A 26,024-nucleotide genomic window follows, 5' to 3' on the forward strand; every position below is an offset into this window, starting at 1 on the left:
GGTGTGTCGTCGGGGTAGAGGGCGGTCCACCAGTCGTCGCCGGGGGTGGCGGGGGCGTGGGCGACGCCGAGGTCACGCAGGTAGTGGAGGATGCGCAGCTCGTCCGCGTCGGGACTGCTGGTCATGACGGGGTGCTCCAGTCGGGGGTCCGGTCTGGTCGCTCGCGGTCTGCTCGCCGGTCTGCACCGGGTGGTGCTCGCGGGTCTGCTCGCGGTCTGCGGGCTGCATCGGGCAGCCTCAGCACCGGCCAGCACGGGGCTGGCCGGCACTGGGGGCGCCCGGCGTCAGGCGGTGGGAGCCCCGCCGTCCTGCTTCTCGCGGGCGACCAGCGCGGCGTAGGCGCGGCGCACCCGGTCCTCAGCCCCGATGAACCCGGCGACGCGGAAGGCGTTCACGGCCTGGCGGTAGGACAGCGGCGGGTCGGTCTGGTAGCGCAGCCAGCGCAGGACGACGTCGAGGTGGGCGTCAGTCAGGGGCTCGCCCGTCACGGGCACCGTCACGCCTGCGACGGCGGCGAGGTCGGCGAGCGTGACGGCGGGCGTGACGGTCGACTCTTCGTCGGGCTCGGCTGCGGTGCTGACCTGCGTGACGGAGTCGGGCTCGGGGTCCGTGACGGGTGTGACGGGCTCGGGGTCGACCGGTTGCTGGACGGCCGGGGCGGGTGCCGGGTCGAGGGCGGGCGTCACGCCCCCCGTCACGGCGTCACGGTCGGGTGTGACGGTCTCGGGCAGGGGTGTGACGGCGGGGGCGAACATCGCGGCGAGGGCCGTGTCGGCGCCCTCGGTGAGGCGGGCGCGCTGGACGTCGGCGAGCTGCTCGCCGAGGCAGGTGTCGCCGTCGCCGACACGGCGGGCCAGGCGCCAGGCGCGGCGCTCGGCACGGTCGCGGACGGCCTGGTCGGGGTGCCGCTGGGCGCGGGCCTGCTCGTAGGCGAGTGCCCGTACGGCGGCTGCCGTACGGCGGCGGGCCTCGGTGTCCACGCCGGTCGTCCGCACGACGATCCGCCGGGCGAGCAGCCCGGCGCCCTCGGCGGCGGCGACCATGGCGAGCGGGGTGGCGGCGTAGACGACGGTGGAGGTGAGGCCATGGGCAGCGACCGCGCCGACCGTGGCGGCGACCGCGGGCAGCGCCCACAGGCCGAACCGGACGGCGGCGGGCGCCGTCTGGCCGAGCATCACCAGGCCGACGTAGACCAGGGCGAGGATCAGGGTCGCGCCCTCGCCGGCCGCGACGGCGCCGAGCGCGGTCGGTCCGGCGAACGCGGTCGTCAGGTTGCTGTAGGTGCCATAGGCGCCGAGGCCGCCGATGGCGAGCATGCCGGTGGCGGTCACGCCGAGGACGACGGCCTGGGAGGTGCTGAGCGGGCTGCCCGCAGGGGTGGCGGTCATCGGGCACCGCCGGCGCAGATGGGGCAGCGGTGGTCGGCAATCTCGTTGTCGTGGCACCGGTCGGTGCAGGCCCGGCAGAACGGGGTGTCGCGGTGGCGGGCGTGACCGTCGAACCGCGTGTCGGCCTCGTCGAAGGGCTTCCGGCAGACGGCGCAGGCGTCCGCAGTGGCCACCGCGAGGGCGATGGGCTCGGCGGGCTGCCACAGGGTGTAGGTGACGGGGGCGGCGGCGGTGCGGGCGCGGAGGTCCGCTGCCAGGTCGGCCGGGTCGAGGTGGGCGACGTACTCCGGGTGCAGGGCGACCGCGAGCACGGCGTGGAGGTCGATGATGCGCTGGTGCATCAGCTGGTGCCAGGTGGTCTCGTCGGCGTCGGCGGTGCTGGGCAGCGGCAGCTTGACGGTGTCGCGGATCCCGGCGAGCAGGTCGAGGACGCCGCTGTCCAACGTGGACTCGCCCTTGCGGGTGTCCTTCGCGGCGGCGTCGGTGGTGTGGCCGTGGCCGTGGCCGGGCTCGGTCATCGGCCCTCCCCGCGGTGCTCGACGGCCAGGCGGCGGGCGACGCCGCGGACCTTCGCGGCGGCCTCCATCAGGTCCGTGGCGAGCGCGTCGAGGCCGTCCGGGTCGTAGCCGGGCGCGTGGTCGTCGAGGAGTTGCACGACGACGTACACCTCGTCGGAGTGGGTGCACGACGGGGTGGGGAACGGGTCCTGCCACAGCATCAGCTCGATCAGCCGGCGCGGCCCCTGCTCGGTGTTCACCGTGACGTCGATCGGGGGACCGCTGTGGACGATCTCCTCACGAGGGGGCAGCAGTACGGTTCCGTCCGGGCCGGGCGGGTGTCCCTGGTGGTGGATGCCGGTGCACCAGGTGGGTTCGGGGATGGTGATGGTGCCGTGGTCGCGGGTGTGCACCGTGATGGTGCGGTCGGCGGTCACCGGTTGCCGCCGGCCGGGCGGGAGGTGTCGGCGTCGGCAGGCTCCGCCGAGGCCGGGCCGGTCGACTGCGCCCCGAGCGCGTCAACCATCACGGCGAGCTTGGTGCGGAACGCGTCGAGCTGGGCGAGGAGGTCGACAGCCTTGGCGTAGTCGAGGTCGTCTTCGTGGCTCGGCTCGGCGTACACCGACAAGAAGGTCGGCCCGTCCGGCTTGCCCTCCCACTCAGAGCTGCAGAGGTACGCGTTGAGGATCGCGCCCTTCGCGTCACCGCACGTGACGCGCTCGGCGACGTCGCAGTCGGTGGGCGGGACGTACGGGGGTTTCCCGTCGAGGGTGTCCGCCATGGCTGCCAGCCGGGGCAGGGCGTCCAGGATCTTGGTGATCTCGCGGCGCAGCCCGCCGGCGGTCAGCTCGCACTCGCCGAAGGAGACCGCGGCGCCCGCGCCTCGCTGGCCGGTGTCCCGGTCGTCCTCGGCGATCAGGTAGGCGTCGAGGTACGGGGTGGCGGTGTGGTCGTGCTTGTAGGTCCCGCCCAGGCCGCAGTCCTGGGCGACCTGGACGGGCTCGCCCTTGTGCCATTCGTGTTCACCGGTCTCGGTGCACCAGGCGAGGACTCCGCAGCGCTGAACGGCGTGACCGGTGAGGGCCTGCTGCTCGGCGCGTTCGGCGTCGATGTGGGCCAGCACGCGGGCGGCGAGGCCGGCGGGGTCGTCCGCGTCGGCGAAGATCTGGTTCATCTCCGCCATGGCCGCTGCCTGCTCCGGCGTGGCGTCGGACGTGATGGTGAAGATGCCGGGAGGGGTGATGTCCGCGGCCCGGGTGTGTGCGGCGACGTACGCGAGGCCGGTGCTTCCCGTACGGGCGTCTGCGCTGGACATGGCGTCGATCAGGGCGGCCGGGTTGGCGTGCCGGCCGTCGTCGGCGAGGACCGCCGCGGGCAGCGGCGGGGGTGTCATGACGAACCCGCGGCGCTGCTGTGTCGGGGTCTTGGTGGGGGTGACGGGTGTGGTGGGTACCTTGGTTTTCACGATCTGCTCCCTGCGGTTTCAGGTGGTGGATCGAGGCCCCGGCCGGAGCTACCGACTCCGGCCGTGGGCCGTCTTGCTGTTACGGCTCGTCGTCCTCGTCGGCGTCGAAGTCGTACCGGTCCGACCAGTAGTCGCGGTCTTCCGTGGCGACGTCCCGGGCGGTCAACTCGTCGTCGGCGTAGAACATGAGTGGGGCCTTTCTCAGGCGGCGACGGGGCGGTACTCGTCCAGGACGGCCGGCGCCTTCGCGCGCTCGACCTTGAGGGACGGGGCGGACTGCTTCATCGGGACGGGGCCGAGACCGAGACGCTTGTACGTGGCGCGGATCGCATCGAGGTCGGCGGTCTGCCGCGACGACGGGGTACGCGACACCAGCCACTGCCCGTACAGGCCGGCGGGGAGGCGGTCCAGGATCTTGCGGGCGGCGCGCTTACCGCGGTCCGCACGGCGGGCCTGGTCAGCGGCACGGGCCAGCTCGGCGGCGGCGGCCTCGATGTCAGCGAGGTCCGGCAGCTCATCCGGGGTGTACGCGTCGGCGGGGTCCGGGACGACCGGCGCCTGGTCGACGACCAGGGCGGCCGGGGCGACCACGGAACGGAACGCGTCCGAGAGGCGGGAGAGCATGCGGCGGGGAGCGGTCTGGCGCTCACCCTGAGGGCGCATGAGAACATTCAGCACAGCGGGCTCCTGGTTGACTCAGGTGTTCCGTTAGGCCCTGGCCGGGAGGTGAGATTCCCGACCGGGGCTGCCTTGCGTTTAAGAGCGTGTCAGATCAAGTTCCGTCCCGACGGCGTATTCCGCCGTGCTCATGCCCGCCTCGGCCGCCGCCCGGCACACGCGCATCCTGCGGTCCCACCACGCCGGCCGGCGGCGTGCGCCCGGCCTGCGGCTGTTCACGTCGAGCGGCACCGGTGACGAAGACCGCGGGGTAGCCGTCCTGAAGATATTCATTGCTGGTTCCTCCCGTTTCGGGTTGTTTCGCGACCGGCTCAGCGCCGGTCCTGAGGTGATCCGGGGCATGCGGGACCACGCCCCGGGTGTGTGGTTGGTCTGCGAACGGCCGGTGTGCCGGGTTCAGCCGCTCCCGGCGCCGAGGACCGCCCCTGCCAGGCCGATCACCACTGGTACGACGCCGACCAGCAGGAAGGCCGGCAGAAAGCACAGGCCGAGCGGCGCGGTCGCCATCACTGCGGCCCGCCTGGCCCCCGCGAGAGCCGTCCGGCCGTGCGCGGCACGCAGGTCCGCCGCGAGGCGGGACATCTCCGCCACCGGCGCGCTGCCGGTCGTGGAGGCCCTGGAAAGGCACCGGCCCATCTCGCGGGCGGCGGGCAGCCCGCCGAAGCGCTTCCAGCACTCCACGGGGTCCCCGCCGAGCCGCAACTCGGCCTGAGCCCGTATCAGCGCGTCCCCCAGCGACCCGCCGAGACAGCCGCCGACCGCACCGGCCGCCTCTCCCGGCGTCGCACCGGCCGCAAGGCAGGCGGCCATGAGGTCGGCGCACAGCGGCAGTTGCGCCGGATCGGGCCCCGGGGGCGCCGTGCGGCCGCCTGCGGCCCTCCGACGGCCGCCGAGCACCCGTCCGGCCCCGGCGGCCGCCAGTAGCCCCACAAGGACGCCCAGCGCTCCGCCGACGAGCACGCCCGCCATGAGCCCGGCGGCTGCCGCGGGACCCCACCGCCGTGCCGGCCCGTCCACCGCCTGCCGCAACCGGCCGGGCTCCGTCCGGCGCGGACGGACCTCGCCGAGCGCCGCCCGCAGTCGGCGCACCCGCTTCCGCCGCCGCCCACCGTCGACGGCGACGACCAGTGCCGCGCCGCCCGCAGCCACTGCCGCCACCGCTGTCCCCAGGCTGTGGACAGACCCGGCGCCCGCGAACGCCGCCAGCGTCAGCGCCCGTGGCCCCCGGTCCGGCCCACCCGGCAGCCCGGCCCTGTCCCACCGGGCCGACCCGCCCGTACCGTCCACGGGCGTCGTACGGCCGGTGCCGGAGCCGCGCCCGTTTTCCGCAGCCCGGATGATCCGGGCCGTCCAGGCGAGCCCCGCCCATTCCAGGAGGCCGCCCGCCAGCAGGCACACCAGGCCGGTCGGGGTGTGCAGCAGGATCACCGCCGGACGGGCGCCAAGGCCCGCGCCCAGCACGATGCCGAACAGCGGCAGCAGCGCGAGCAACCCCGCGGTGGACCGCGGCCCCGCCAATTGCGCCCGCAGGTCGTCGCGCTGGTCGGCCTCGGCCCGTAGTGCTGCGGCCACCCTGTCGAGGGCGGCGGCCAGGCCCGCACCGCCGTCCACTGCGACCTGCCAGCACGCCGCCATCGCGGCCAGGCCCCTCGTGCCCTCCGACAGCCGGGCCGCCGCCCGCAGGGCCTGCGGCACATCACCGCCGAATCTGGCGGCCGACAGCAGCAACCGGGCCGCGCCGGACAGCTCGGGCGCATCGGGCCAGCCGGCTGCCTCGACCACGTCGCCGAGCGCGGCATGCGGCGGGCGGCCCGCCCGCAGGTCACCGGCCAGTGCGCCGCACAGCGCGCCGACCGCGGCGGCGCCGCGATGCGCCGCAGCCCGCTCGGCCCGCCGCCGCAGCGCACGCCGCGTCAGCGGGATCGCGGCGACACCGGCGAGCAGCGGCAGTACCGACCGGGTCGACAACGCCAACGCCGCCCCGGCCGGCAGGCACAGCGTCTCCACGCCGGCCCACCGCCCCAACCGGACCGCACGTCCGAACCATCGCCCCGGCCAGCCAGCCTCCCGCCGGGCGGCATACCGCTCCACGCGGCACCGCAGCCCCACGGCCGCCTCCCGCAGCCGCTCCCCGCCGGATCCGCCGGGCGTCCGCCGCCGCTTCGGCCCGTCCTGCCGGGCCGCGCCGAGCGTCCGGTGCGCCCGCCGCCGCGGCCCGCCGCCTTCCAGCGCCGTCCACAGAAGCACGCACGCGCAGAGCACGGCCGCCCACACCACCGCCATCGGATCAGTCGCCCTCATGACGCCCCCCGCTCCCGAGCGCGTGGCCCAGCCGCAGTCCGACCTCTGACACCCGCCACCGCCGCCTGCTGCGGAGCACAGGCCCTCGGCCACGTCCTGGCGGCTCGAACCCCTGCACGCCGGACCCCGACACGCACCGCCGCCGGCCCCTGGACGCACCCCGCAGGCTCCCCAGCGCCCGCGCCGAGCGGAAGCCGAGTCCTCGCCCCCGCCGCCACCGCCGGCCGCGGGCCATCCGCGTCCGCCCGACCGCCGCGCTCATGCCGCACCCCGGGCGCACAGTTCCGTCAGCCGCGCCCAGCCCGGGCCGTGTTCGACCCGGCCGCGGCCGTCGCGGAACATCGCGGGCACAGTGCCGACCAGGCCGTCCGCCCCGCGGCGCAGTACGTGGATCTCGGCGACCCGGCGCAGGCCCGCGGTGTCGCGGGCCAGATGGATGACGAGCGACAGCGCCGCCGCCAACTGGCTGTGCAGGGCGGCCCGGTCGAGGCCGGCGGTCGAGCCGAGCGCTTCCAGCCGGGCCGGGACGTCCGCCGCCGCATTGGCGTGAACGGTGCCGCAGCCCCCTTCATGACCGGTGTTCAGCGCACTCAGAAGGTCAGTGACCTCGGGGCCCCGCACCTCGCCGACCACAAGCCGGTCGGGACGCATCCGCAGCGCCTGTCGGACCAGGTCCCGCAAGGTGACCTCGCCCGCCCCTTCCTGGTTGGCCGGGCGGGTCTCCAGCCGGACGACATGCGGGTGGTCGGGACGCAATTCCGCGGAGTCCTCGGCGAGCACGATGCGCGCGGCGGGATCGACCAGGCCGAGGAGGCAGCTGAGCAGGGTTGTCTTGCCCGAGCCCGTGCCGCCGCTGACCATGAACGACAGCCGGGCGTCCAGCACGGACCGCAGCAGTGCGGCGGTCCCGGCGTCCAGGGTGCCCGCGCAGACGAGTTCGCCGAGGGTGAAGGCGCGGGAGCGCACCACCCGCAGGGACAGGCAGGGCGAACCGACCACGACCGGCGGCAGCACCGCGTGCAGCCTGGTGCCGTCCGGCAGCCGAGCGTCGACCCAGGGACGGGCGTCGTCCAGCCGCCGGCCCGCGCTGGTGGCCAGCCGCTGGGCGAGCCTGCGGACAGCGGCGGCGTCGGCGAAGCGGACGGTGCCGCGCTCCAGACCCCGGCCGCGGTCGATCCACACCTCGTCAGGACCGTTGACTAGGATGTCGGTGACGTGCGGGTCGGCGAGCAGCGGCTCCAGTGGTCCCGCGCCGACGAGTTCCGACCTGAGCGCGCCGACCACGCCGAGCACTTCGGTGTCCCCGAGCAGTCGGCCCTGGGCGCGCAGCGCCGCCGCGACCCTGGCGGGTGTCGCTTCGCCGCCGTGTTCGGCCAGCCGGAGCCTTACGGCGTCGAGCAATTCCGTGCTCATACCGGCACGCTCCCGCCGCCGGCCAGTGCCTGTGCGAGGAAGGCGGTGCAGAAACGGGCCAGCGGTCCGCGCCCGGACGAGCCCGGCGGTCCACCGCCGTCGAGCGCGTCGACCGCCCTGCCCTCCAAAGGCAGTTCGCCGGCCAGCGGGAGTCCGACCAGCCGGGCGGTCTCGCGGTCGTCGAGCCCGGAGGCGAAAGGGCCGCGGGCCACCACCCGCAGGTCCTTGAGGACCATGCTGACGGCCGCCGCGACCCGGGTGGCGGCGGCGACCGCCCGCAATTCGGCGGGCACGACGATCAGTCCGACATCGATCTGCGCCAGTGTCTCGGCAACCGCCTCGTCCACCCGGCGCGGCAGGTCGACCACCACCACTCCGCCGCGCCGCCGGGCGGCGCCGAGCACCGACCGCATGGCCTGCGCCGGGACGAGCACGGAGTCCCCGCGGTCCCAGCTGAGCACGCTCAGCGATTCGAGCCGCGGCAGGGACTCCTCCAGCGCCCCGCTGTTGACCCGGCCGCGTGAATCGGCGAGGTCGGGCCAGCGCAGCCCGCCGGTCCTTTCGGCCCCGACCAGGATGTCGAGGCCGCCGCCGAGCGGATCGCCGTCGATCAGCATGGTGCGGCGGCCGGCCCGTGCCGCGGTGACGGCGAGGGCGCAGGCCAGCGTGCTCGCGCCGGCGCCGCCGCGGCCGCCCACCACTCCGATGGTCAGGGCGGGTTGGCCGACCCCTTCCGCGATGTCGGCGATCCGGTCGACAAGCCAGCTCTCCGCGTCGGGCAGCAGCAGCACGTGGTCGGCCCCGATGTCGAGCGCTCTGCGCCACACTTCGGAGTCGTCCAGGTCCCGCCCGATGAGCAGGACGCCCTTGCGGCGGGCGGTGCCGCGCACCCTCTCGGTCGCCTCTGCGCCCACCAGGACCAGCGGTGCGCTGTCCCAACTCGACGCGCGCGGTGGCGCGGTGAAGACGACTTCCGGTTCCGAACCGGCGGCCGCGCACAGTCGTAGCAGATCATCGAGGAGTCTTTCGTCCTCGGTGACAATCAGCGGCCCGCCCGGCCGCTCGGCTGCGGCCCGCAGTGGCCCGGGCGTGATGGATCCGAACATTTCTCTGTCCCCCGTCGCTTGTGATGCGAGCACGGCGTGCGTCGCTGAGATCAGCTTGGGGGGAGAAGAGGGAATTGCGATGATCTTGGTCGGAATCTGTGGACAACTCGGCGATTGTGGATAACTCGCCACTCGCACGAGTGACTTCACGCCGATCCGGCAACGATTACAGACCGTCACACGTCGTATCTGTCAAAGCCTGCGCGCACGCGAAGGAGACCGGCATGGACGAGCACGGCACACGACCCGGCCGAATGCGGCAGAACGGGTCCGGACATGCGACGACCCCCGCCGGGGGGGAGAGCGGGGGTCGTCCCCACGGTCCGACTCGGGGGGGGAGGAGCCAGACCGGGTTAGCACGGTCGCGAACGATCCGTGACTTCCATGGTGTACCCGATGGCCTTCCAGAGCAAACCCACGCGCCGGACCTTACGCCGAATGGTGGTTGCCTATGCTCGTCCTGTGGAAAACCACCTGCCACCGCGCACCGCGGCGTTCTTCGATCTCGACAAGACCGTGATCGCCAAGTCCAGCACGCTCGCCTTCGGGCGATCCTTCTACCAGGGCGGTCTCATCAACAGGCGAGCGGTATTGCGTACCGCATATGCCCAGTTCGTGTACTTGGTCGGCGGCGCAGATCACGACCAGATGGAAGGCATGCGCAAATACCTCTCCGAGCTGTGCCGCGGCTGGAATGTCCAGCAGGTGCGGGAGATCGTCGCAGAGACCCTGCACGACCTGATCGACCCGATCATCTACGACGAGGCCGCCTCGCTCATCGAGGAGCACCACGCCGCCGGGCGTGATGTCGTCATCGTCAGCGCCTCCGGCTCCGAAGTGGTCGAACCCATCGGCGGCATGCTCGGCGCCGACCATGTGGTGGCCACCCGGATGGTGGTGAAGGACGGGGCGTACAACGGCGAGATCGAGCACTACGTCTACGGCCCCGCGAAGGCCGACGCGATCGAGGAACTCGCCCGCTCGGAGGGCTACGACCTGGAGCGGTGCTTCGCCTACAGCGATTCGGTGACCGACATCCCGATGCTGGAGTCGGTGGGCCACCCCTACGCGGTCAACCCGGACCGCGCGCTGCGCCGGGAGGCGGCGGCGCGCGAGTGGCCGGTGCTCACTTTCAACCGTCCGGTGCGCCTGAACCAGCGCATCCCGTCGCTGTCGATGCCGCCGAGGCCGGTGCTGGCCGCAGCCGCGCTGGGCGCGGCAGCCGCCACCGCGGGGCTGGTCTGGCTGGCGGCCCGCCGGCGGCGGCCGGTTGTTTTGTCATGATTCCACCCAGAAGCAAAGAAGCGTAGCCAGGGGTTCCGCTACTGGCCGGTCGGCGGTAAAAAGGACGCAGCGGCCCGCGAGACCAGGGACTTCCGAGAGGAAGACCGCAGATCACAGCAGTTGGCCCCACGGACCGAGCATGGAAGCCGGGCACCCACGCGTAGCCGACCCGCCAACCGGGCCAGCCGCACCAGGTGATGGGCGAAGTCCCCGACCTGATGTGCAGAATTCGCGCACGCACTGGTAACTCGGCGGACGTGTCAGCGGCGGCACCACCACGGTGCCGCCGCAACGCTTTGCGGCCGCAGCACGCACCCCTCAGCGGGACGTACCGGGGCCAGGACGCCGCAGTGCAATGTCCGCTCAGGCGGCGCCGCGCTGCAGGGCCTCGCAGACGGCCACGCTCTCACGTACTCCGAGCTCCAGAGCCCTGCCGCAGTGACCGATCCATACGGCCATGCCCTCGGGAGTGCCCGACGCGTAACCCTCCAGGGCCTTGAGATAGTCGGCCCTGCCCAATTCCGCGTAGCCGACCTCGGCCGGGCAGATGGACTTCGGGTCCAGGCCGCTGCCGATCAGCACGATGCGTTCCGCGGCCCGCGCGACCGGGCCGTTGAAGGAGCCGAACGGGCGCAAACAGAGCAGCTCACCGTGCACGACCGCCGCCACCACCAGCGCGGGCGCCGCGGTGCCGGCCAGCAGCAGCGCGGTCAGGCCGTCGAGCCGGGCGGTGACCTCCGGAGGCTCGGGCAGGTCGATCTCCGCCGCCGAGAACAGCGGCTCGTCCACGGGCTCACCGGCGAGCCTCGGCCGCCCGACCGTCGCGTCCATGGCCGCACCGCTCGCCGCCACCAGATGCAGCCTGGCCAGCGCCTGCATCGGCGAGCGGCGCCACACACCGAGCAGCTGGCCGGCCTCCGCGGTCAGTCGCAATGCCGCGCCGACCGCACGGGCCTGGTCGTCGGCGGAGAAGTCACTGCGTCTGCGGACCTCCTCCAGGGACCAGTCGGCGCCGGCCAGCGCCGCGGAACCGCGGGCCGCGCGCAGGGCCGCCTCGGAGGTCACTTCATCCGATCGGCGGCGCATCACCCGGTGCCCGTACAGCTTGTCCACAGCCTGCCGGACTGCGTCGACAGCCTCGGGTACGCCGGGCAGCGTGCCGAGTACGACCATCGGGTCGGTGGACAGCCCCTGGGCGGCGGACGGATCAGCGTTCGTAGCCATGCACACGACCCTACGCACCGCGCGACACGGCAATCGACCACGATCGAGTGGCTTTCCCCACTCCACCTGCTCATTCTCCGTGATCATACGGCTACTCTTGGCGAACATGAAGATCGCTTTCGTCGGAAAGGGGGGCAGCGGCAAGACCACGCTGTCCTCGCTGTTCATCCGTCATCTCGCCGCCGCCCGCGTCCCGGTCGTCGCCGTCGACGCGGACATCAACCAGCACCTCGGCCCGGCGCTCGGCCTCACGGAGGACGAGGCCGCAGCCCTGCCCGCGCTCGGCGCGCACCTGCCGCAGATCAAGGAGTATCTGCGCGGCGCCAACCCGCGGATCTCCTCGGCCGAGGCGATGATCAAGACCACACCGCCTGGTTCCGGCTCCCGCCTGCTGCGGCTCACCGAGGACGACGACCCGGTCCACACCGCCTGCGCCCGCACGGTGGCGCTCGACGACGGCGCGGTCCGGCTGATGGTGACCGGCCCCTTCAGCGAGTCCGACCTCGGTGTCGCCTGCTACCACTCCAAGGTCGGCGCGGTGGAGCTGTACCTGAACCACCTCGTGGACGGCCGGGACGACTATCTGGTCGTCGACATGACCGCGGGCAGCGACTCCTTCGCCTCCGGGATGTTCACCCGCTTCGACGTGACCTTCCTGGTGGCGGAGCCGACCCGCAAGGGCGTCGCCGTCTACCGGCAGTACCGGGACTACGCCCGCGACTTCGGTGTCGCGCTCGCCGTGATCGGCAACAAGGTGCAGGGCGAGGACGATCTGGCCTTCCTGCGTGCCGAGGTCGGCGACGACCTGCTGGTCACCGTCGGGCACTCGGACTGGGTGCGTGCGGTGGAGAAGGGCCGCCCGCCGCGCTTCGAGCTGCTGGAGGAGGGCAACCGGTGCGCCCTGCGCACACTGCACGAGCGGGCCGACGCCGCGTACGAGCGCCGTGACTGGGCGCGCTACACGCGGCAGATGGCGCATTTCCACCGCAAGAATGCGGAGAGCTGGGGAAACGCGAGGACCGGGGCCGACCTGGCGGCCCAGATCGACCCCGGCTTCGTCCTGGGCGAGACCGCGCTCGGCGGCCCCGCGGCGCAGGACCGCGCGAGGCCCGCAGTCAGCGCGCAGCCGGCCTGACCGGCTCGGACGGCACCCCCGGGGCGGCGGGCGCCCCGGGCGCGGCCGGAGCAGCAGGTGCGGCCGGAGCCGCCGGCGCCTGGCGGACGAAGGACTTCCAGCCGCCCTTCGGGGCCTGCCCCACGTCGAGGCCGCGCAGCCGGTCGAGCACCTGCGGATCCTGCAGGTCCAGCCAGTCGGCGAGCTGCTTGAACGACACGCACCGCACGTCCTGCTCCCCGCACACCTCCTTGGCGGTGTCCCCGGCGGCCTTCAGGTAGACGCCGCCGTTCCAGGACTCGAGGTGACCGCCGATGACGAGCGGCGCGCGATTGCCGCGATAGGCCCGGTCGAAACCGGCGATCAGGCCGTCGTGCATCTGCCGGCCCCAGATGGCGTACTGCCCGGGGTCCTCGGTTCCGTTGTCCGGTGTTCCCGACTGGACCGACAGGAAGCCCTCGTCCGTCGACAGCGTCTCGACGTCCCGGCCGGGCACCGGGATGTCCTGCACCGGGAAGTGCCACAGCCCGTCGGTCTTCGCCGGCCAGATCTGCGGCTGCCCCGAGGGGTCGGCGGTGTAGCGGAATCCGGCGGCCTTCGCCGCCGGGGGCAGCCCCGCCGGGTCCGTGCGGCAGGGAGCGCGTCCGCCGACGACGCCCTTGGCGTAGTCGAAGGGCAGCGGATCGAGCGCGGTCAGGCCCGTGTTGGTCTTCCAGCGCTGGGTGAAGTCCTGCGCCTGCCGGATCTCACCGGCCCATTCCTGGGGTGTCCAGGCTCCAGGACCGCTGTCGGCAGCGTCCTCGGCGACGGCGGTACCTGCCGCACCCGCGTCGGCCGGCTGGTCGGCGGCGCCGCCGTCCTGGCCGCAGAAGTGAGCGTTGAAGTACGTGCCGATCTCGCTGCCGTCCGCCCAGGCGATCCGCAGTTCGTGCAGGGTGTCGGCGATGGTGGCGCGGTCGGTGAGGCCGGTGTCGGCGGCGCCGCGGGGGTGGCGGGGCGGCGTGTAGAGGTCCTTGCGGTCGGCGGGCAGCAGGCCGACCCCGCTGAGGAAGTACGTCATCGCCGCGTCGTCGCGCTCACCGATCCCGCGGACGTACGACAGCAGCCGCCGGCCGTCCTCGACCGCGCCGTCCCAGGAGAAGACGACGAACTGCGGCGGCTTCTCGCCGGGACGCAGCCGGTGGAAGGCCGGCTGGTGCGGCTGCGGACCGGTGTCGGCGGTGGACCCGTCACCGATCGACCGCAGCACGCGGGGCGCTCGGGGTGCCGCCTCGATACCGGGTCCGCCGGGGCCGTCCGAGCCGCGGCGGCCGACCGCGCCCGCGGAACAGCCGATGACGCCCATGGCCAGCATGACGGCTGCGGCGCCCGCGGCGGCGAGCTTGGGCGTCTTGCGCACGCAGTGCATTCGTACCTCGCATCGCAGGGGGTCGGCGCGGGTATCCACCAGCTGGACCCAAGCTGGCACGGTGACCCGGCGTGGCCGAATCGACCGGCCCGTTCATCTGCTGAATCACTCGATAGCAGTAAATAAGCTCCGGATCCGACCTCCGCACTTCACTCTCTGCATTCGATCCATTACTCTCCATTTACCAGCTCTTGAGACGATCAAGTGCTAACGCTGCGCTACCGAGTCCCGCCCCCCACCGAAGGAGACGGGAAAATGAGACTCCGCAGAAACCTCCTCCGATCCGATCTGTCCGCCTCGATCACGGTTTTCCTGATCGCCGTCCCCCTGTCGCTCGGCATCGCGCTGGCGACCGGTGCGCCCCTGCAGTCCGGCCTGGTCGCCGCGGCTGTGGGCGGTATCGTCGCCGGCTCGCTCGGCGGGGCGCCGCTCCAGGTCAGCGGCGCCGCCACCGGCCTCGTCGTGGTCACAGCCGATCTTGTCCAGCGCTACGGCTGGCGGGCCACCTGCGCCATCACCGTGCTCGCCGGGCTGGCGCAACTGCTGCTCGGGGCGCTGCGGGTGGCCAGGGCGGCCCTCGCGGTCAGCCCAGCCGTCGTGCACGGCATGCTGGCCGGTATCGGTACGGTCATCGCCGTCGGCCAGCTGCACGTCGTGCTCGGCGGCAGCCCGCAGAATTCGACCGTCGACAACATCGCGGCGCTGCCGGGCCAGTTGACCGACAGCCATCCCGTCACCCCGTTCATCGGCGCGATCACGGTGCTCGTGCTGCTCGGCTGGCCGCGGCTGGGCGGCCGGACGGGCGGGGCGCTGCGGAAGGTCCCCGCCCCGCTGGCCGCGGTGGCGCTGGCGACGCTGGCCACCGCGGGGCTTTCCGTGCCCCGGGTCGACCTGCCCGCCTGGCAGGCGCCCGCGCTGCCCGCACTGCCGGAGGGGCCGGTCCTCGGGGTGGCCGCGGTGGTCCTCACCGTGACAGCGGTGGCGAGCATGGAGTCGTTGCTGTCGGCGGTCGCGGTGGACGCGCTGCAGGCCGGACGGCAGGCGGGCGCCCAGACCGCCCCGGCGAAGCTGGACCGCGAGCTGCTGGGCCAGGGCGCGTCCAATGTGCTGTCAGGGCTGCTCGGCGGACTGCCGATCGCGGGCGGCGCGATGCGCGGTTCGGCCAATGTCGAAGCGGGTGCGCGGACGCGGCGGGCCACGGTGCTGCACGGAGTGTGGGTCCTGCTGTGCGCCGGGCTCGCCGGACGCGCGCTGGGCGCGATCCCGCTGGCCGCACTCGCCGCCCTGGTGATGCTGGTCGGGGTGCGCATGGTGAGCTTCGCACACATCCGCCACATCCACCGGCACCGCGAATTCCCGGTGTACGCGGCCACGCTGGGCACGGTGGTCGTCTTCGGGGTGCTGCAAGGGGTCGTCGCGGGCGGCGCGGTGGCCGTCCTCCAGGCGCTGCGCGGGCTGACCCGCACTCAGGTCACCGTCATCGAGGAGCCGCAGGGCCACCGGGTGCGGGTGACCGGGCAGCTGACGTTCCTGGCGGTGCCGCGACTGACCAGGGCGCTCGCCCGGATCCCGGACGGAGCCGATGCCGTGGTGGAACTGGACGGGTCGTTCATGGACCACGCGGCGTACGAAGCGCTGCGCGGCTGGGGCGTACGGCACAGGTCGCGCGGCGGCCGTGCGGTGTTCGGCGACGGCGCGGGACGGGCGGTCGCCGAACCGCTCGGCGCACACGCCTGCCGTCCGTGGACATCGTGGCGCAACCACCACTGCACCCGGCCGGAATCGGTGCCGGCCACCAGCGGCGGGCAGTTGCTCGACGGGGTGAGCGCCTTCCAGCGCAATACGGCGCCGCTGGTCCGCGAGGAGCTGGCACGGCTGGCCCGCGAAGGACAGCGGCCCGGGCAGCTGTTCCTCACCTGCGCCGACTCCCGGCTGGTCACCAGCATGATCACCTCAAGCGGCCCCGGTGATCTGTTCACGGTCCGCAACGTCGGGAATCTGATGCCGCCGCCGGGCTCCGACGCCTCCTGTGACTCGGTGGCCGCCGCCGTCGAATACGCGGTGGACGTACTGGAGGTCTCCAGCATCACGGTGTGCGGGCATTCGGGGTGCGGCGCGATGCAGGCGCTGCTCGGCTCGGACCACGAGCCGGGCGCGCAGACACCGCTGGCGCGCTGGCTGCGGCACGGCAGACCGAGCCTGGCCCGGCTGTCCGGGGTAGGCCGGCTGGGGCGCGGCGAAGTGGCGCTCGCCGACCGCCCGGTGGCCGACGACCACGAACGCCTCAGCCTGGTCAATGTGGTGCAGCAGCTGGAGCATCTGATGGCCCATCCGTGTGTGGCCCGCCGGGTCTCGGAGGGGGCGCTCCAGTTGCACGGCATGTATTTCCACGTCGGGGAGGCGCAGGCGTACATCCTGGACCGCCCGACAGGTGTGTTCGCGGCGGTAGGGCCGGAGGACGGACGGCAGACGGCCCTGGTCACCGGCGGTGGCCACGGGCCCGAGGCGTACGGGCTGGCCACAGAGGTCTAAACCATTTCGGAGTGAACCCTTGTCAGGCTGCGTCAGGACTGATGAGGTAGTGCTGGGACATCTGGGACACCCTGACAAGGAGCTGGCGTGAGCAGCAACGAGAGCCTGGCCAACCTGCTGAAGGAGGAGCGGCGGTTCGCTCCTCCGCCGGAGCTGGCCGCCGCCGCGAATGTCACCGCGGAGGCGTACGAGCAGGCCGCGGCGGACCGGCTGGGCTTCTGGGCCGCGCAGGCCCGGCGGCTGACCTGGGCGACCGAGCCCACCCAGACGCTGGACTGGTCCAACCCGCCGTTCGCCAAGTGGTTCGCCGACGGCGAGCTGAATGTCGCGTACAACTGCGTCGACCGCCACGTCGAGGCCGGGCACGGCGACCGTATCGCCCTGCACTTCGAGGGTGAGCCGGGCGACAGCCGAGCGATAAGCTACGCCGAGCTCAAGGACGAGGTCTGCCGCGCCGCCAACGCGCTGGGCGAACTCGGCGTCACCACGGGCGACCGGGTCGCGATCTATCTGCCGATGATCCCCGAGGCTGTCATCGCGATGCTGGCCTGCGCCCGGATCGGCGCCGCGCACTCGGTGGTCTTCGGCGGCTTCTCCGCCGACGCCGTCGCCTCCCGTATCGATGACGCCGACGCCAAGCTCGTCATCACCGCCGACGGCGGCTACCGGCGCGGCAAGCCCTCCGCGCTCAAGCCCGCGATCGACGAAGCGGTCTCCCGCACCCCGCAGGTCGAGCACGTCCTGGTGGTACGCCGCACCGGACAGGACGTCTCGTGGACCGGGGGACGCGACGTGTGGTGGCACGAGATCACCGGCCGCCAGTCCGCCGAGCACACCGCCGAGGCCTTCAACGCCGAGCACCCGCTGTTCATCCTCTACACCTCGGGAACCACCGGCAAGCCCAAGGGCATCCTGCACACCTCGGGTGGCTACCTCACCCAGACCAGCTACACCCACCACGCCGTCTTCGACCTCAAACCGGCCACCGACGTCTACTGGTGCACCGCCGACATCGGCTGGGTCACCGGCCACTCCTACATCGTCTACGGACCGCTGGCCAACGGCGCGACCCAGGTGATCTACGAGGGCACCCCCGACACCCCGCACCAGGGCAGGTTCTGGGAGATCGTGCAGAAGTACGGCGTCACGATCCTCTACACCGCGCCCACCGCGATCCGCACGTTCATGAAGTGGGGCGACGACATCCCCGCGAAGTTCGACCTGAGCAGCCTGCGGGTGCTGGGCAGCGTCGGGGAGCCGATCAACCCCGAGGCGTGGGTCTGGTACCGCGAGCACATGGGCGCGGGAAAGACCCCCGTCGTGGACACCTGGTGGCAGACCGAGACCGGCGCCATGATGATCAGCCCGCTGCCCGGCGTCACCGCGACCAAGCCGGGCTCCGCGCAAACCCCGCTGCCCGGCATCGCCGCCACCGTCGTGGACGACGAGGCCCAGGAGGTGCCCAACGGATCGGGCGGGTACCTGGTGCTCACCGAGCCGTGGCCCTCGATGCTCCGCACCATCTGGGGCGACGACCAGCGCTACATCGACACCTACTGGTCCCGCTTCCCCGGCCGCTACTTCGCCGGCGACGGCGCCAAGAAGGACGACGACGGCGACATCTGGCTGCTGGGCCGGGTGGACGACGTCATGCTGGTCTCCGGCCACAACATCTCCACCACCGAGGTCGAGTCCGCGCTCGTCTCGCACCCCAAGGTCGCCGAGTCCGCCGTGGTCGGCGCCGCCGACGCCACCACAGGGCAGGCCATCGTCGCCTTCGTCATCCTGCGCGGCTCCGCCGAGGACAGCGCCGACCTGGTGGCGGCCCTGCGCGACCATGTCGGCAAGACCCTCGGCCCGATCGCCAAGCCCAAGCGCGTCCTGATCGTCTCCGAACTGCCCAAGACCCGCTCCGGCAAGATCATGCGCCGCCTGCTCCGCGATGTCGCGGAGAACCGCGAGCTGGGCGACGTCACCACCCTCACCGACTCCTCCGTGATGGACCTGATCCAGACCAGGCTGCCCAGCGCGGCCAGCGAGGACTGACCGGCAGCGGGGGGGGGGGGGGGGGGGGGGGGGGGGGGGGGGGGGGGGGGGGGGGGGGGGGGGGGGGGGGGGGGGGGNCCGCGGGGCGGGGGGGGGGGCCGCGGCGGGGGGGGGGGGGCCCCCGCGGGGCGGGGGCCCCCCCCCCCCCGTTCGGGTTAGGCTGACAACACGTCGCGACGAGATCGCGACGAGACTTATGGGCGCGCCGGGAAGTCTGGTCGGCACACAGCACAGCTGTGTCCACAGCCGGTCCACGACTCCGCAGGAGGCCGCCCCGTGTCGTCCGAAGCCAGGCGCCGCCGCACCGCCGTCCTGCTGTCCCGGCTCTCACTGCCGGAGCGCAACTTCGTCGCCGACGCCCTGCGCACCGAGACCGTCGGCGGCGTGCTGCTGCTGCTGGCCGCCGTGGTGTCACTCATCTGGGCGAACACGTTGCACCACAGCTACGAGGCGGCCAGCGGCTTCCACCTCGGGCCGTCCGCGCTCGGCCTGCACCTGTCCGTGGCGCACTGGGCGGCCGACGGCCTGCTCGCCGTCTTCTTCTTCGTCGCCGGCGTCGAACTCAAACGCGAACTGGTCGCCGGCGAGCTGCGTACGCCGGCCGCCGCCGCCCTCCCCGCCATCGCCGCGCTGTGCGGCATGGCGGTGCCCGCGCTCGTCTACACGGTGGTCAGCGGCGCGGGCGGCGGCTCGCTGCGCGGCTGGGCCGTCCCCACGGCCACCGACATCGCCTTCGCGCTGGCCGTCCTCGCCGTCATCGGCACCGCCCTGCCGGCCGCCCTGCGCGCGTTCCTGCTCACCCTCGCCGTCGTCGACGACCTCTGCGCGATCCTGATCATCGCGGTCTTCTTCACCTCGACCATCAACGCCGCGGCGCTGGCCGGCGCCGCCGCCTGCCTGCTGCTCTTCTGGCTGCTGCTGCGTGCCCAGGTGCGCGGCTGGTACGTCTACCTGCCGCTCGCGCTGGTCACCTGGGCACTGATGCTCAACAGCGGGGTGCACGCCACCATCGCGGGCGTGGCCATGGGCCTGATGCTGCGCTGCACCACGCGGGAAGGCGAGCGCCAATCCCCCGGCGAGCGCATCGAGCACCTGGTCCGGCCGCTGTCCGCAGGGCTGGCCGTACCGCTGTTCGCGCTGTTCAGCGCGGGTGTGACGGTGTCGGGGCACGCGCTGGGCGATGTCTTCGGCAGGCCCGAGACGCTGGGCGTCGTCATCGGCCTGGTGGCCGGCAAGACCGTCGGTGTCTTCGGCGGCACCTGGTGCGCGGCCCGCTTCACCCGTGCCCGGCTCAACCCGGACCTGACATGGCCCGACGTCTTCGCGCTCTCCACACTGGCCGGCATCGGCTTCACCGTCTCCCTGCTGATCGGCGAACTCGCCTTCGACGACGATCCGCTGCTCACCAACGAGGTCAAGGCCGCCGTCCTGGTCGGCTCCGTCGTGTCCGCGGTGCTGGCCGCGACCCTGCTCAAGCTGCGCAACAACACCTGCCGGCGGCTGTACGACACCGAGGAGCGCGACGAGGACGGCGACGGCATCCCCGACGTCTACGAGCAGGACGAGCCCGCCTACCACCTCCGGATGGCCGAGATCCTGGAGCACAAGGCCGCGGAACACCGCAGGCTCGCCCAACTGGCCCGCCGTGACGGCGGGCCTGACAACATCTGAGGCATGATCGGGTGAGCGACGGTGAGGAAAGCCAGTGTCAGGCCCGAAGCCGTACCGCCCCAGCAGTGGACGACGCAATGACGGAGGACGCGATGAGCGCAGCCCACAACGGTGACAGCCGCAGCATCGGGCAGCTTTTCGCCGCCGCCACGGCGGAGATGAGCGCCCTGGTGCACGATGAGATCGCCCTGGCCAAGGCGGAACTGCGGCAGGACGCCAAACGGGCGGCGTTCGGCAGCGCGGCCATCATCGGCGCCCTGGCACTGGCCGTCTTCGCCGTGCCGATGCTCAGCTTCGCCGCGGCGTACGGCATCCAGGCGCTGGGCCTGACCCTCGGCTGGTCGTTCCTGATCGTGGGCGGCGCCTACGTCGCGATCGCGCTGCTGCTCGGTGCGTTCGCGTACGGGCGGTTCAAGAAGGTGAAGAAGCCGGAGCGCTCGATCACGTCGGCGAAGCAGACCGCCGCGGTGCTGCAGAGGGCCAAGCCGCATCCGCGCGAGCTGACCGACGGCGCCGTGCCCGTGCTGCGCGCCGGGGCGACGGAGGCTTCCCGCGTGGTGCCCTCCACCGACGCCCCGGTGAAGGCCAAGATGTGACACGCTCTGCTGCATGAACCTCGCCGACGGACCGGGAAACCCCTGGAAGAAGGGTGGGTCGAGCGCGTCGGTGGCGCGGCCTGACGGCCCCTGGACCCACCGTGACGTGGCGGCCAACGGCGCCCGCTTCCACATCGCCGAGGTCGGTGACGGGCCGCTGGTGCTGTTCCTGCACGGCTTCCCGCAGTTCTGGTGGACCTGGCGGCACCAGCTCACCGCGCTGGCCGACGCCGGTTTCCGCGCGGTGGCGATGGACCTGCGCGGGGTCGGTGGCAGCGACCGTACGCCGCGCGGCTACGACCCCGGCAATCTCGCCCTCGACGTGACCGGGGTGATCCGCTCCCTCGGCGAGCCGGACGCCGCGCTCGTGGGCCATGACCTGGGCGGTTATCTGGCCTGGACGGCCGCCGCGATGCGGCCCAAGCTGGTGCGCCGGCTCGCGGTCTGCTCGATGCCGCACCCGCGCCGCTGGCGCACCGCGATGCTGACCGATCTGCGGCAGAGCCGTTCGGGGGCGTACATCTGGGGCTTCCAGCGGCCGTGGCTGCCGGAGCGGCAGCTGGTCGCGGACGACGCGGCGCTGGTCGGGAAGCTGGTCCACGCCTGGTCGGGGCCGTCGCTGCTGGACGACGAGGCGATCGACGTCTACCGGCGGGCGATGCAGATCCCGTCCACCGCACATTGCGCGGTGGAGCCGTACCGCTGGATGGTGCGGTCGATGGCACGCCCGGACGGCATCCAGTTCAACCGCAGGATGAAGCGTCCGGTCAGGGTGCCGACACTGCACCTGCACGGTTCACTCGATCCGGCGATCAGGACGGGCAGCGCGGCGGGCAGCGGCGAATACGTCGAGGCGCCCTACCGCTGGCGGCTCTTCGACGGCCTCGGGCACTTCCCGCACGAGGAGGATCCGGTGGCCTTCTCCGCCGAGCTGATCAACTGGCTCAAGGACCCGGAACCCGACCGCTGACCGTAGCGCCCCGCGCCGATGACGCCCTCCCGCCGCACGGGTACGACCATCTGATGGTCACTTAAAATGCCGGGCGCATACGCCAAGAGGACCACCAATCGGCGATTACCGACCAAGAGGCGCGGGCACGTAGGTCGGTATGGGTTGGACGCACGACTACCGTGATGTGTCACGAAATCGCCGAAGTACCTCCACCGCCGTCAGCAGCACGGCGCCCATGGACCTCTTCCCGCCGGACGAGGCCAGGTTGGGCATTCCGCGCATCCTCAGGCGCAGGGCCAGATGGGTCGGCACCCGGCTCCGCCATCCGCGCGACTGACGCAGCAAGGCCGACGCAGCCGACCGCCACCACCACGCACGACCGCCACGCAGCACCGCGCACCACCGACAGGCACCGCCAGCGGGCACGACCAGCAGACGCAGCCGGCAGACGCAGCCGGCCGGGATTCCCGGCCGGCTTACCCGTGGCGGCGGGTCACAGCGCGCAGCTCTCGGTGTCCACCTGCTGGCCCGCGGTACGCCCCGCGGCCGCGTCGGGGGCGACCTCGTCCGCGGTGAGCGCGTAACCGGTGTTGGAGTCGTCCAGCGACTTGGCGAAGACCACTCCGGCGACCTGGCCGTCCGCGGTGAGCAGCGGCCCGCCGGAATTGCCCTGCCGGACCGTCGCGTAGAGCGAGTAGACGTCGCGATGGACGGTGCCGCGGTGATAGATGTCGGGGCCGGTCGCCTCGATACGGTCGCGGACGCGTGCCGCGCGGACGTCGAAGGGGCCGTTCTCCGGGAAGCCGGCCACGATCGCGTCGTCGCGGCTGTGCTCCCCGGTGGTGGCGAAGTGCAGCTCGGGCGCGTCCAGGCCCGGTACGTCCAGGACCGCGATGTCGCGGTGCCAGTCGTAGAGCACCACCGTGGCGTCGTGCAGCTTGCCCTTGCCGCCGACCTGCACGGTCGGCTCCGAGACGCCGCCGACGACGTGCGCGTTGGTCATGACCCGGTCCTTGGCGAAGACGAAGCCGGAGCCTTCGAGCACCTTCCCGCAGCCGGGCGCGGTGCCGACCACCTTCACGATGCTGCGCCGGGCGTTCGTCACGACCGAGCTGTTGACCAGCGCGGCGTCGGGCGCGGGCACCGAGGTGATCGGCTCGGAGCCGAAGGTGCCGAAGACCTGCGGCAGGCCGTTCTGCGCCAGGGTCGAGCTGAAATCGGTGAACCAGGTGTCGGCCTGCGCCGGCACCACCCGGGACACGCCGAGCAGCACCTTCGACGAGCGCACCTCGCGGCCTATGGTCGGCAGCGCCGTGGTGGCCAGGGCGCTGCCGATCAGCCACGCGACCGTCAGCATCGCCAGCACATTGACCAGCGCGCCGCCGCTCGCGTCAATCGCCCGGGCCGGCGACCAGGTGATCTTCGTACGCACCTTGTTGCCGAGGTGAGTGGTGAACGCCTGCCCCACCGACGCGCACACGATGACGATCGCCACCGCCGACACCACTGCCGCGGAACCCGGCGCCGCGTCGTCGGTCGCCTTGTCCCACAGCATCGGCAGCAGGTAGATCGCGACGAGCCCGCCGCCAAGGAAGCCGATGACCGACATGACGCCGACGACGAAGCCCTGCCGGTAGCCGATCACGGCAAACCAGACGGCGGCGAGGATGAGCAGGAAGTCCAGCACGTTCACGGGGAACACGGTCTCATGGCGACCTGAGCGCGCGGGACCTTACCGCCGCCATGAGCACCCGTACGGTGCCGGCCGTCAGCAGCGCATACGAGTACGCGCACGCTGCCGTACGCCGACAGGCCGGTCTAGCCGAGCGGAACAGTACGGTCCCGGTCCCACGGCAGCTCCCAGCCGGCGAAGTGCAGGATCTTGTCGATCAGGCCCGCGGTGAAACCCCACACCAGGGAGTTCTGGACCAGGAACGCCGGGCCGCGGAAACCGCTGGGATGCGTGAGCGTGGCACGGTTGGCAGGGTCGGTGAGGTCGGCGAGCGGGACCCGGAAGACCCGGGCGGTCTCGGCCGGGTCGACCACGCCGACCGGGCTCGGCTCGCGCCACCAGCCCAGCACCGGCGTCACCACGAAGCCGCTGACCGGGATGTAGAGCCTGGGCAGCACGCTGAAGAGCTGCACTCCCGCGGGATCGAGGCCGGTCTCCTCGCGGGCCTCGCGCAGCGCGGCACGCAGCGGGCCGTCACCGTCGGGGTCGCCGTCCTCCGGATCCAGGGCGCCGCCCGGGAAGGACGTCTGCCCGGCGTGCGAACGCAGGGCGGCGGAGCGCTCGATGAGCAGCAGGTCGGGACCGGGTCCCTGGCCGACGCCGTGTGCCGCGCCTGCGTCTTTTCCCGCGCCTATCGCCGCGTCCTCCGCCCCACCCGCGCCCTCACCGAAGAGGATGAGGACCGCGGACTGGCGTCCGCCGGCTGCGGGCGGCAGGAAGCGGCTCAGCTGCTCGGGGCGTATCCCGGCCGCCGCGTCCGCCACGGGGCCGAGCCAGCCGGGGAGCCCCTCCCGGCTGACCGCCACGTCCGCGCCCGTTCCCCGTGCCTGCGTCATGAGGCCGCCAGCGGGGGCGCGGGCTGCCCCGGATAGTCCGGCGGCGGCTTCAAGCGCTGTCCGGGTGAGCCGCCCTTCTCGTACTTGAGCAGCTTCTTCGCCTTCTCCGGGTCCATCTCGCCCTCGCCGTACGACGGGCACAGCGGCGCGATGGGGCAGGCGCCGCAGGCGGGCTTGCGCGAGTGGCAGATCCGGCGGCCGTGGAAGATGACGCGGTGCGACAGCATCGTCCAGTCCGACTTCGGGAAGAGCCCCGCGACATCCTGCTCGACCTTCTCCGCGTCCTGCGACGTGGTCCAGCCGAACCGCCGGGACAGCCGCCCGAAGTGGGTGTCCACAGTGATCCCCGGCACACCGAACGCGTTGCCGAGCACCACGTTGGCGGTCTTGCGGCCGACGCCCGGCAGCTTGACCAGGTCCTCCAGGCGGCCCGGCACCTCGCCGCCGAAGTCGTCGCGCAGCGCCGCGGACAGGCCGAGAACCGCGCGGGCCTTGGCGCGGAAGAAACCGGTGGGCCGCAGGATCTGCTCCAGCTCCTCCGGCTGCGCCGCCGCCATCGCCTCGGGCGTCGGATACTTCGCGAAGAGCGCCGGCGTCGTCTGATTGACCCGCAGGTCGGTGGTCTGCGCGGACAGCACGGTGGCGATCAGCAGTTCGAAGGGATTCTCGAAATCCAGCTCCGGATGGGCGTACGGATACACCTCGGCCAATTCGCGGTTGATCCGCCGGGCCTGCCGTACCAGCCCCGCATGTGTCTGCGCGACCTTCGCCTTCTTCACCGCGGCCCCGCCGGCTGCGGCCGCGGTCGTCGCGTCACTACTCGTCGCCATGCCGCCAGACTACGGGCCGCCACCGACACCAGGCGGCGATCCGCACGGCCGGTGCGGCGGCCCGCTGTTGAGGACTGTTCGCTGACAGCGGAATTCACGCCGGAGGCCACTCGTTCAGCCGCCGAGGGCACCTCCCGGGACGCCCGATCGGACCCCCGGAGCACGGATACGGTCCCGGATAAGACATCCTTGTGATTGATCGCACTGTTTGAGACGTCATGCATCATGGGGACATCCCAGCGATGCCGACAAGGAGTGAGCTCGTGGACGACGTTCTGCGCCGTGCCCCGCTTTTCGCGGCGCTCGACGACGAGCAGGCCGCTGAACTGCGTGCCTCCATGACCGAGGTCACGCTCGCGCGTGGCGATTCGCTGTTCCACGAGGGCGACCCCGGGGACAGGCTGTACGTCGTCACCGAGGGCAAGGTGAAGCTGCACCGCACCTCGCCCGACGGCCGGGAGAACATGCTGGCCGTGGTCGGCCCCGGCGAGCTGATCGGTGAGCTGTCGCTCTTCGACCCCGGCCCGCGGACCGCCACCGCCACCGCGCTGACCGAGCTGAAGCTGCTCGGCCTCGGCCACGGTGACCTCCAGCCCTGGCTGAACGTACGGCCCGAGGTCTCCACGGCGCTGCTGCGCGCTGTCGCCCGCCGGCTGCGGCGCACCAACGACGTCATGTCCGACCTGGTCTTCTCCGACGTGCCCGGGCGGGTCGCCAAGGCCCTGCTCGACCTCTCCCGGCGCTTCGGCGTCCAGTCGGAGGAGGGCATCCACGTCGTCCACGACCTCACGCAGGAGGAGCTGGCCCAGCTGGTCGGCGCGTCCCGCGAGACCGTGAACAAGGCGCTCGCCGACTTCGCCGGCCGCGGATGGCTCCGCCTGGAGGCGCGTGCGGTGATTCTCCTCGACGTGGAGCGGCTGGCCAAGCGCAGCCGCTGAGCCGCCCCGCTCT

At 72.6% G+C, this 26,024-nt stretch carries 22 protein-coding genes; 9 read left to right on the forward strand and 13 right to left on the reverse strand.

From position 1 onward, the window contains the following. Positions 1–284: 284 nt before the first annotated feature. The 8 genes from V7E46_RS10475 to ssd all read right to left on the reverse strand — a co-directional run bounded on the left by V7E46_RS10475 (position 285) and on the right by ssd (position 8,848). A complete protein-coding gene (locus tag V7E46_RS10475) occupies positions 285–1,388 on the reverse strand; it encodes a hypothetical protein (RefSeq protein WP_333768156.1) in 1,104 nt (367 codons plus the stop codon). Then, positions 1,385–1,906: a hypothetical protein gene (locus tag V7E46_RS10480; RefSeq protein WP_333768157.1), complete on the reverse strand. Its 522-nt coding sequence runs from the start codon at positions 1,904–1,906 to the stop codon at positions 1,385–1,387. Before V7E46_RS10480 ends, V7E46_RS10475 begins: the two co-directional genes overlap by 4 nt. Then, a complete protein-coding gene (locus V7E46_RS10485) occupies positions 1,903–2,322 on the reverse strand; it encodes a DUF6907 domain-containing protein (protein ID WP_333768158.1) in 420 nt (139 codons plus the stop codon). The genes V7E46_RS10480 and V7E46_RS10485 overlap by 4 nt, the downstream gene beginning before the upstream one ends. Then, positions 2,319–3,350 carry a hypothetical protein gene (locus V7E46_RS10490; protein ID WP_333768159.1) on the reverse strand — a complete coding sequence of 344 codons (1,032 nt, stop codon included), beginning with the start codon at positions 3,348–3,350 and terminating at the stop codon, positions 2,319–2,321. The genes V7E46_RS10485 and V7E46_RS10490 overlap by 4 nt, the downstream gene beginning before the upstream one ends. A 201-nt stretch (positions 3,351–3,551) precedes the next feature. Then, positions 3,552–4,028, reverse strand: a complete 477-nt coding sequence (locus V7E46_RS10495) for a hypothetical protein (protein WP_333768160.1) — start codon at positions 4,026–4,028, stop codon at positions 3,552–3,554. A gap of 396 nt (positions 4,029–4,424) precedes the next feature. Then, positions 4,425–6,329 carry a type II secretion system F family protein gene (locus V7E46_RS10500; RefSeq protein WP_333768161.1) on the reverse strand — a complete coding sequence of 635 codons (1,905 nt, stop codon included), beginning with the start codon at positions 6,327–6,329 and terminating at the stop codon, positions 4,425–4,427. Positions 6,330–6,587: 258 nt separating this feature from the next. Then, positions 6,588–7,742 (reverse strand): TadA family conjugal transfer-associated ATPase, encoded by a 1,155-nt coding sequence (locus V7E46_RS10505; RefSeq protein ID WP_333768162.1) that lies wholly within the window; start codon positions 7,740–7,742, stop codon positions 6,588–6,590. Next, a complete protein-coding gene (gene ssd, locus V7E46_RS10510; RefSeq protein ID WP_329176255.1) occupies positions 7,739–8,848 on the reverse strand; it encodes a septum site-determining protein Ssd in 1,110 nt (369 codons plus the stop codon). The genes V7E46_RS10505 and ssd overlap by 4 nt, the downstream gene beginning before the upstream one ends. 438 nt (positions 8,849–9,286) lie before the next feature. Here ssd and V7E46_RS10515 point away from each other — a divergent pair, with 438 nt between their 5' ends. Further along, a complete protein-coding gene (locus tag V7E46_RS10515; RefSeq protein ID WP_329182441.1) occupies positions 9,287–10,132 on the forward strand; it encodes an HAD family hydrolase in 846 nt (281 codons plus the stop codon). Positions 10,133–10,495: 363 nt separating this feature from the next. On the opposite strand, the gene V7E46_RS10520 is transcribed toward V7E46_RS10515, so the two are convergent. After that, entirely contained in the window at positions 10,496–11,356 is an 861-nt protein-coding gene (locus tag V7E46_RS10520; RefSeq protein WP_329176257.1) for an oxidoreductase, read from the reverse strand. A gap of 106 nt (positions 11,357–11,462) precedes the next feature. Here V7E46_RS10520 and V7E46_RS10525 point away from each other — a divergent pair, with 106 nt between their 5' ends. Then, positions 11,463–12,491: an ATP-binding protein gene (locus tag V7E46_RS10525; protein WP_333768163.1), complete on the forward strand. Its 1,029-nt coding sequence runs from the start codon at positions 11,463–11,465 to the stop codon at positions 12,489–12,491. Here the strand turns inward: V7E46_RS10525 and V7E46_RS10530 are convergent. Beyond that, on the reverse strand, positions 12,472–13,878 hold the full coding sequence (locus V7E46_RS10530) for a hypothetical protein (protein ID WP_333768164.1): 1,407 nt from the start codon (positions 13,876–13,878) through the stop codon (positions 12,472–12,474). The two genes, V7E46_RS10525 and V7E46_RS10530, sit on opposite strands and share 20 nt — an antisense overlap. 255 nt (positions 13,879–14,133) lie before the next feature. On the opposite strand from V7E46_RS10530, the gene V7E46_RS10535 reads away from it, so the two are divergent. From V7E46_RS10535 to V7E46_RS10560, 6 genes are all read left to right on the forward strand, one after another. Continuing rightward, positions 14,134–16,410 (forward strand): bifunctional SulP family inorganic anion transporter/carbonic anhydrase, encoded by a 2,277-nt coding sequence (locus tag V7E46_RS10535; protein WP_333768165.1) that lies wholly within the window; start codon positions 14,134–14,136, stop codon positions 16,408–16,410. Positions 16,411–16,497: 87 nt separating this feature from the next. Continuing rightward, the gene (acs, locus tag V7E46_RS10540; protein WP_333768166.1) at positions 16,498–18,456 is read left to right on the forward strand and encodes an acetate--CoA ligase; all 1,959 of its coding nucleotides are present in this window, start codon (positions 16,498–16,500) and stop codon (positions 18,454–18,456) included. A gap of 276 nt (positions 18,457–18,732) precedes the next feature. Continuing rightward, a complete protein-coding gene (nhaA, locus tag V7E46_RS10545; RefSeq protein ID WP_333768167.1) occupies positions 18,733–20,127 on the forward strand; it encodes a Na+/H+ antiporter NhaA in 1,395 nt (464 codons plus the stop codon). Positions 20,128–20,219: 92 nt separating this feature from the next. After that, a complete protein-coding gene (locus V7E46_RS10550; protein ID WP_333768168.1) occupies positions 20,220–20,723 on the forward strand; it encodes a phage holin family protein in 504 nt (167 codons plus the stop codon). A 13-nt stretch (positions 20,724–20,736) separates the two neighbouring features. Next, on the forward strand, positions 20,737–21,693 hold the full coding sequence (locus V7E46_RS10555; protein WP_333768169.1) for an alpha/beta fold hydrolase: 957 nt from the start codon (positions 20,737–20,739) through the stop codon (positions 21,691–21,693). 139 nt (positions 21,694–21,832) lie between these two features. Then, positions 21,833–22,012: a hypothetical protein gene (locus tag V7E46_RS10560; protein ID WP_329176270.1), complete on the forward strand. Its 180-nt coding sequence runs from the start codon at positions 21,833–21,835 to the stop codon at positions 22,010–22,012. A 156-nt stretch (positions 22,013–22,168) separates the two neighbouring features. Here the strand turns inward: V7E46_RS10560 and V7E46_RS10565 are convergent, their stop codons facing one another. From V7E46_RS10565 to nth, 3 genes are all read right to left on the reverse strand, one after another. Continuing rightward, positions 22,169–23,368 carry a MarP family serine protease gene (locus V7E46_RS10565; RefSeq protein WP_333768170.1) on the reverse strand — a complete coding sequence of 400 codons (1,200 nt, stop codon included), beginning with the start codon at positions 23,366–23,368 and terminating at the stop codon, positions 22,169–22,171. Between the two features lie 125 nt (positions 23,369–23,493). Next, a complete protein-coding gene (locus tag V7E46_RS10570) occupies positions 23,494–24,243 on the reverse strand; it encodes an NUDIX hydrolase (protein WP_333768171.1) in 750 nt (249 codons plus the stop codon). Next, positions 24,240–25,073, reverse strand: a complete 834-nt coding sequence (gene nth, locus V7E46_RS10575) for an endonuclease III (RefSeq protein ID WP_333768172.1) — start codon at positions 25,071–25,073, stop codon at positions 24,240–24,242. Before nth ends, V7E46_RS10570 begins: the two co-directional genes overlap by 4 nt. A 263-nt stretch (positions 25,074–25,336) precedes the next feature. On the opposite strand from nth, the gene V7E46_RS10580 reads away from it, so the two are divergent. Continuing rightward, complete coding sequence (locus tag V7E46_RS10580) at positions 25,337–26,011, forward strand: Crp/Fnr family transcriptional regulator (RefSeq protein WP_033174884.1); 675 nt, start codon at positions 25,337–25,339, stop codon at positions 26,009–26,011. Positions 26,012–26,024 lie beyond the last annotated feature (13 nt).

Origin of the sequence: Streptomyces sp. IBSBF 2435, from assembly GCF_036815005.1 — a bacterium.
Classification (GTDB): Bacteria; Actinomycetota; Actinomycetes; order Streptomycetales; family Streptomycetaceae; genus Actinacidiphila.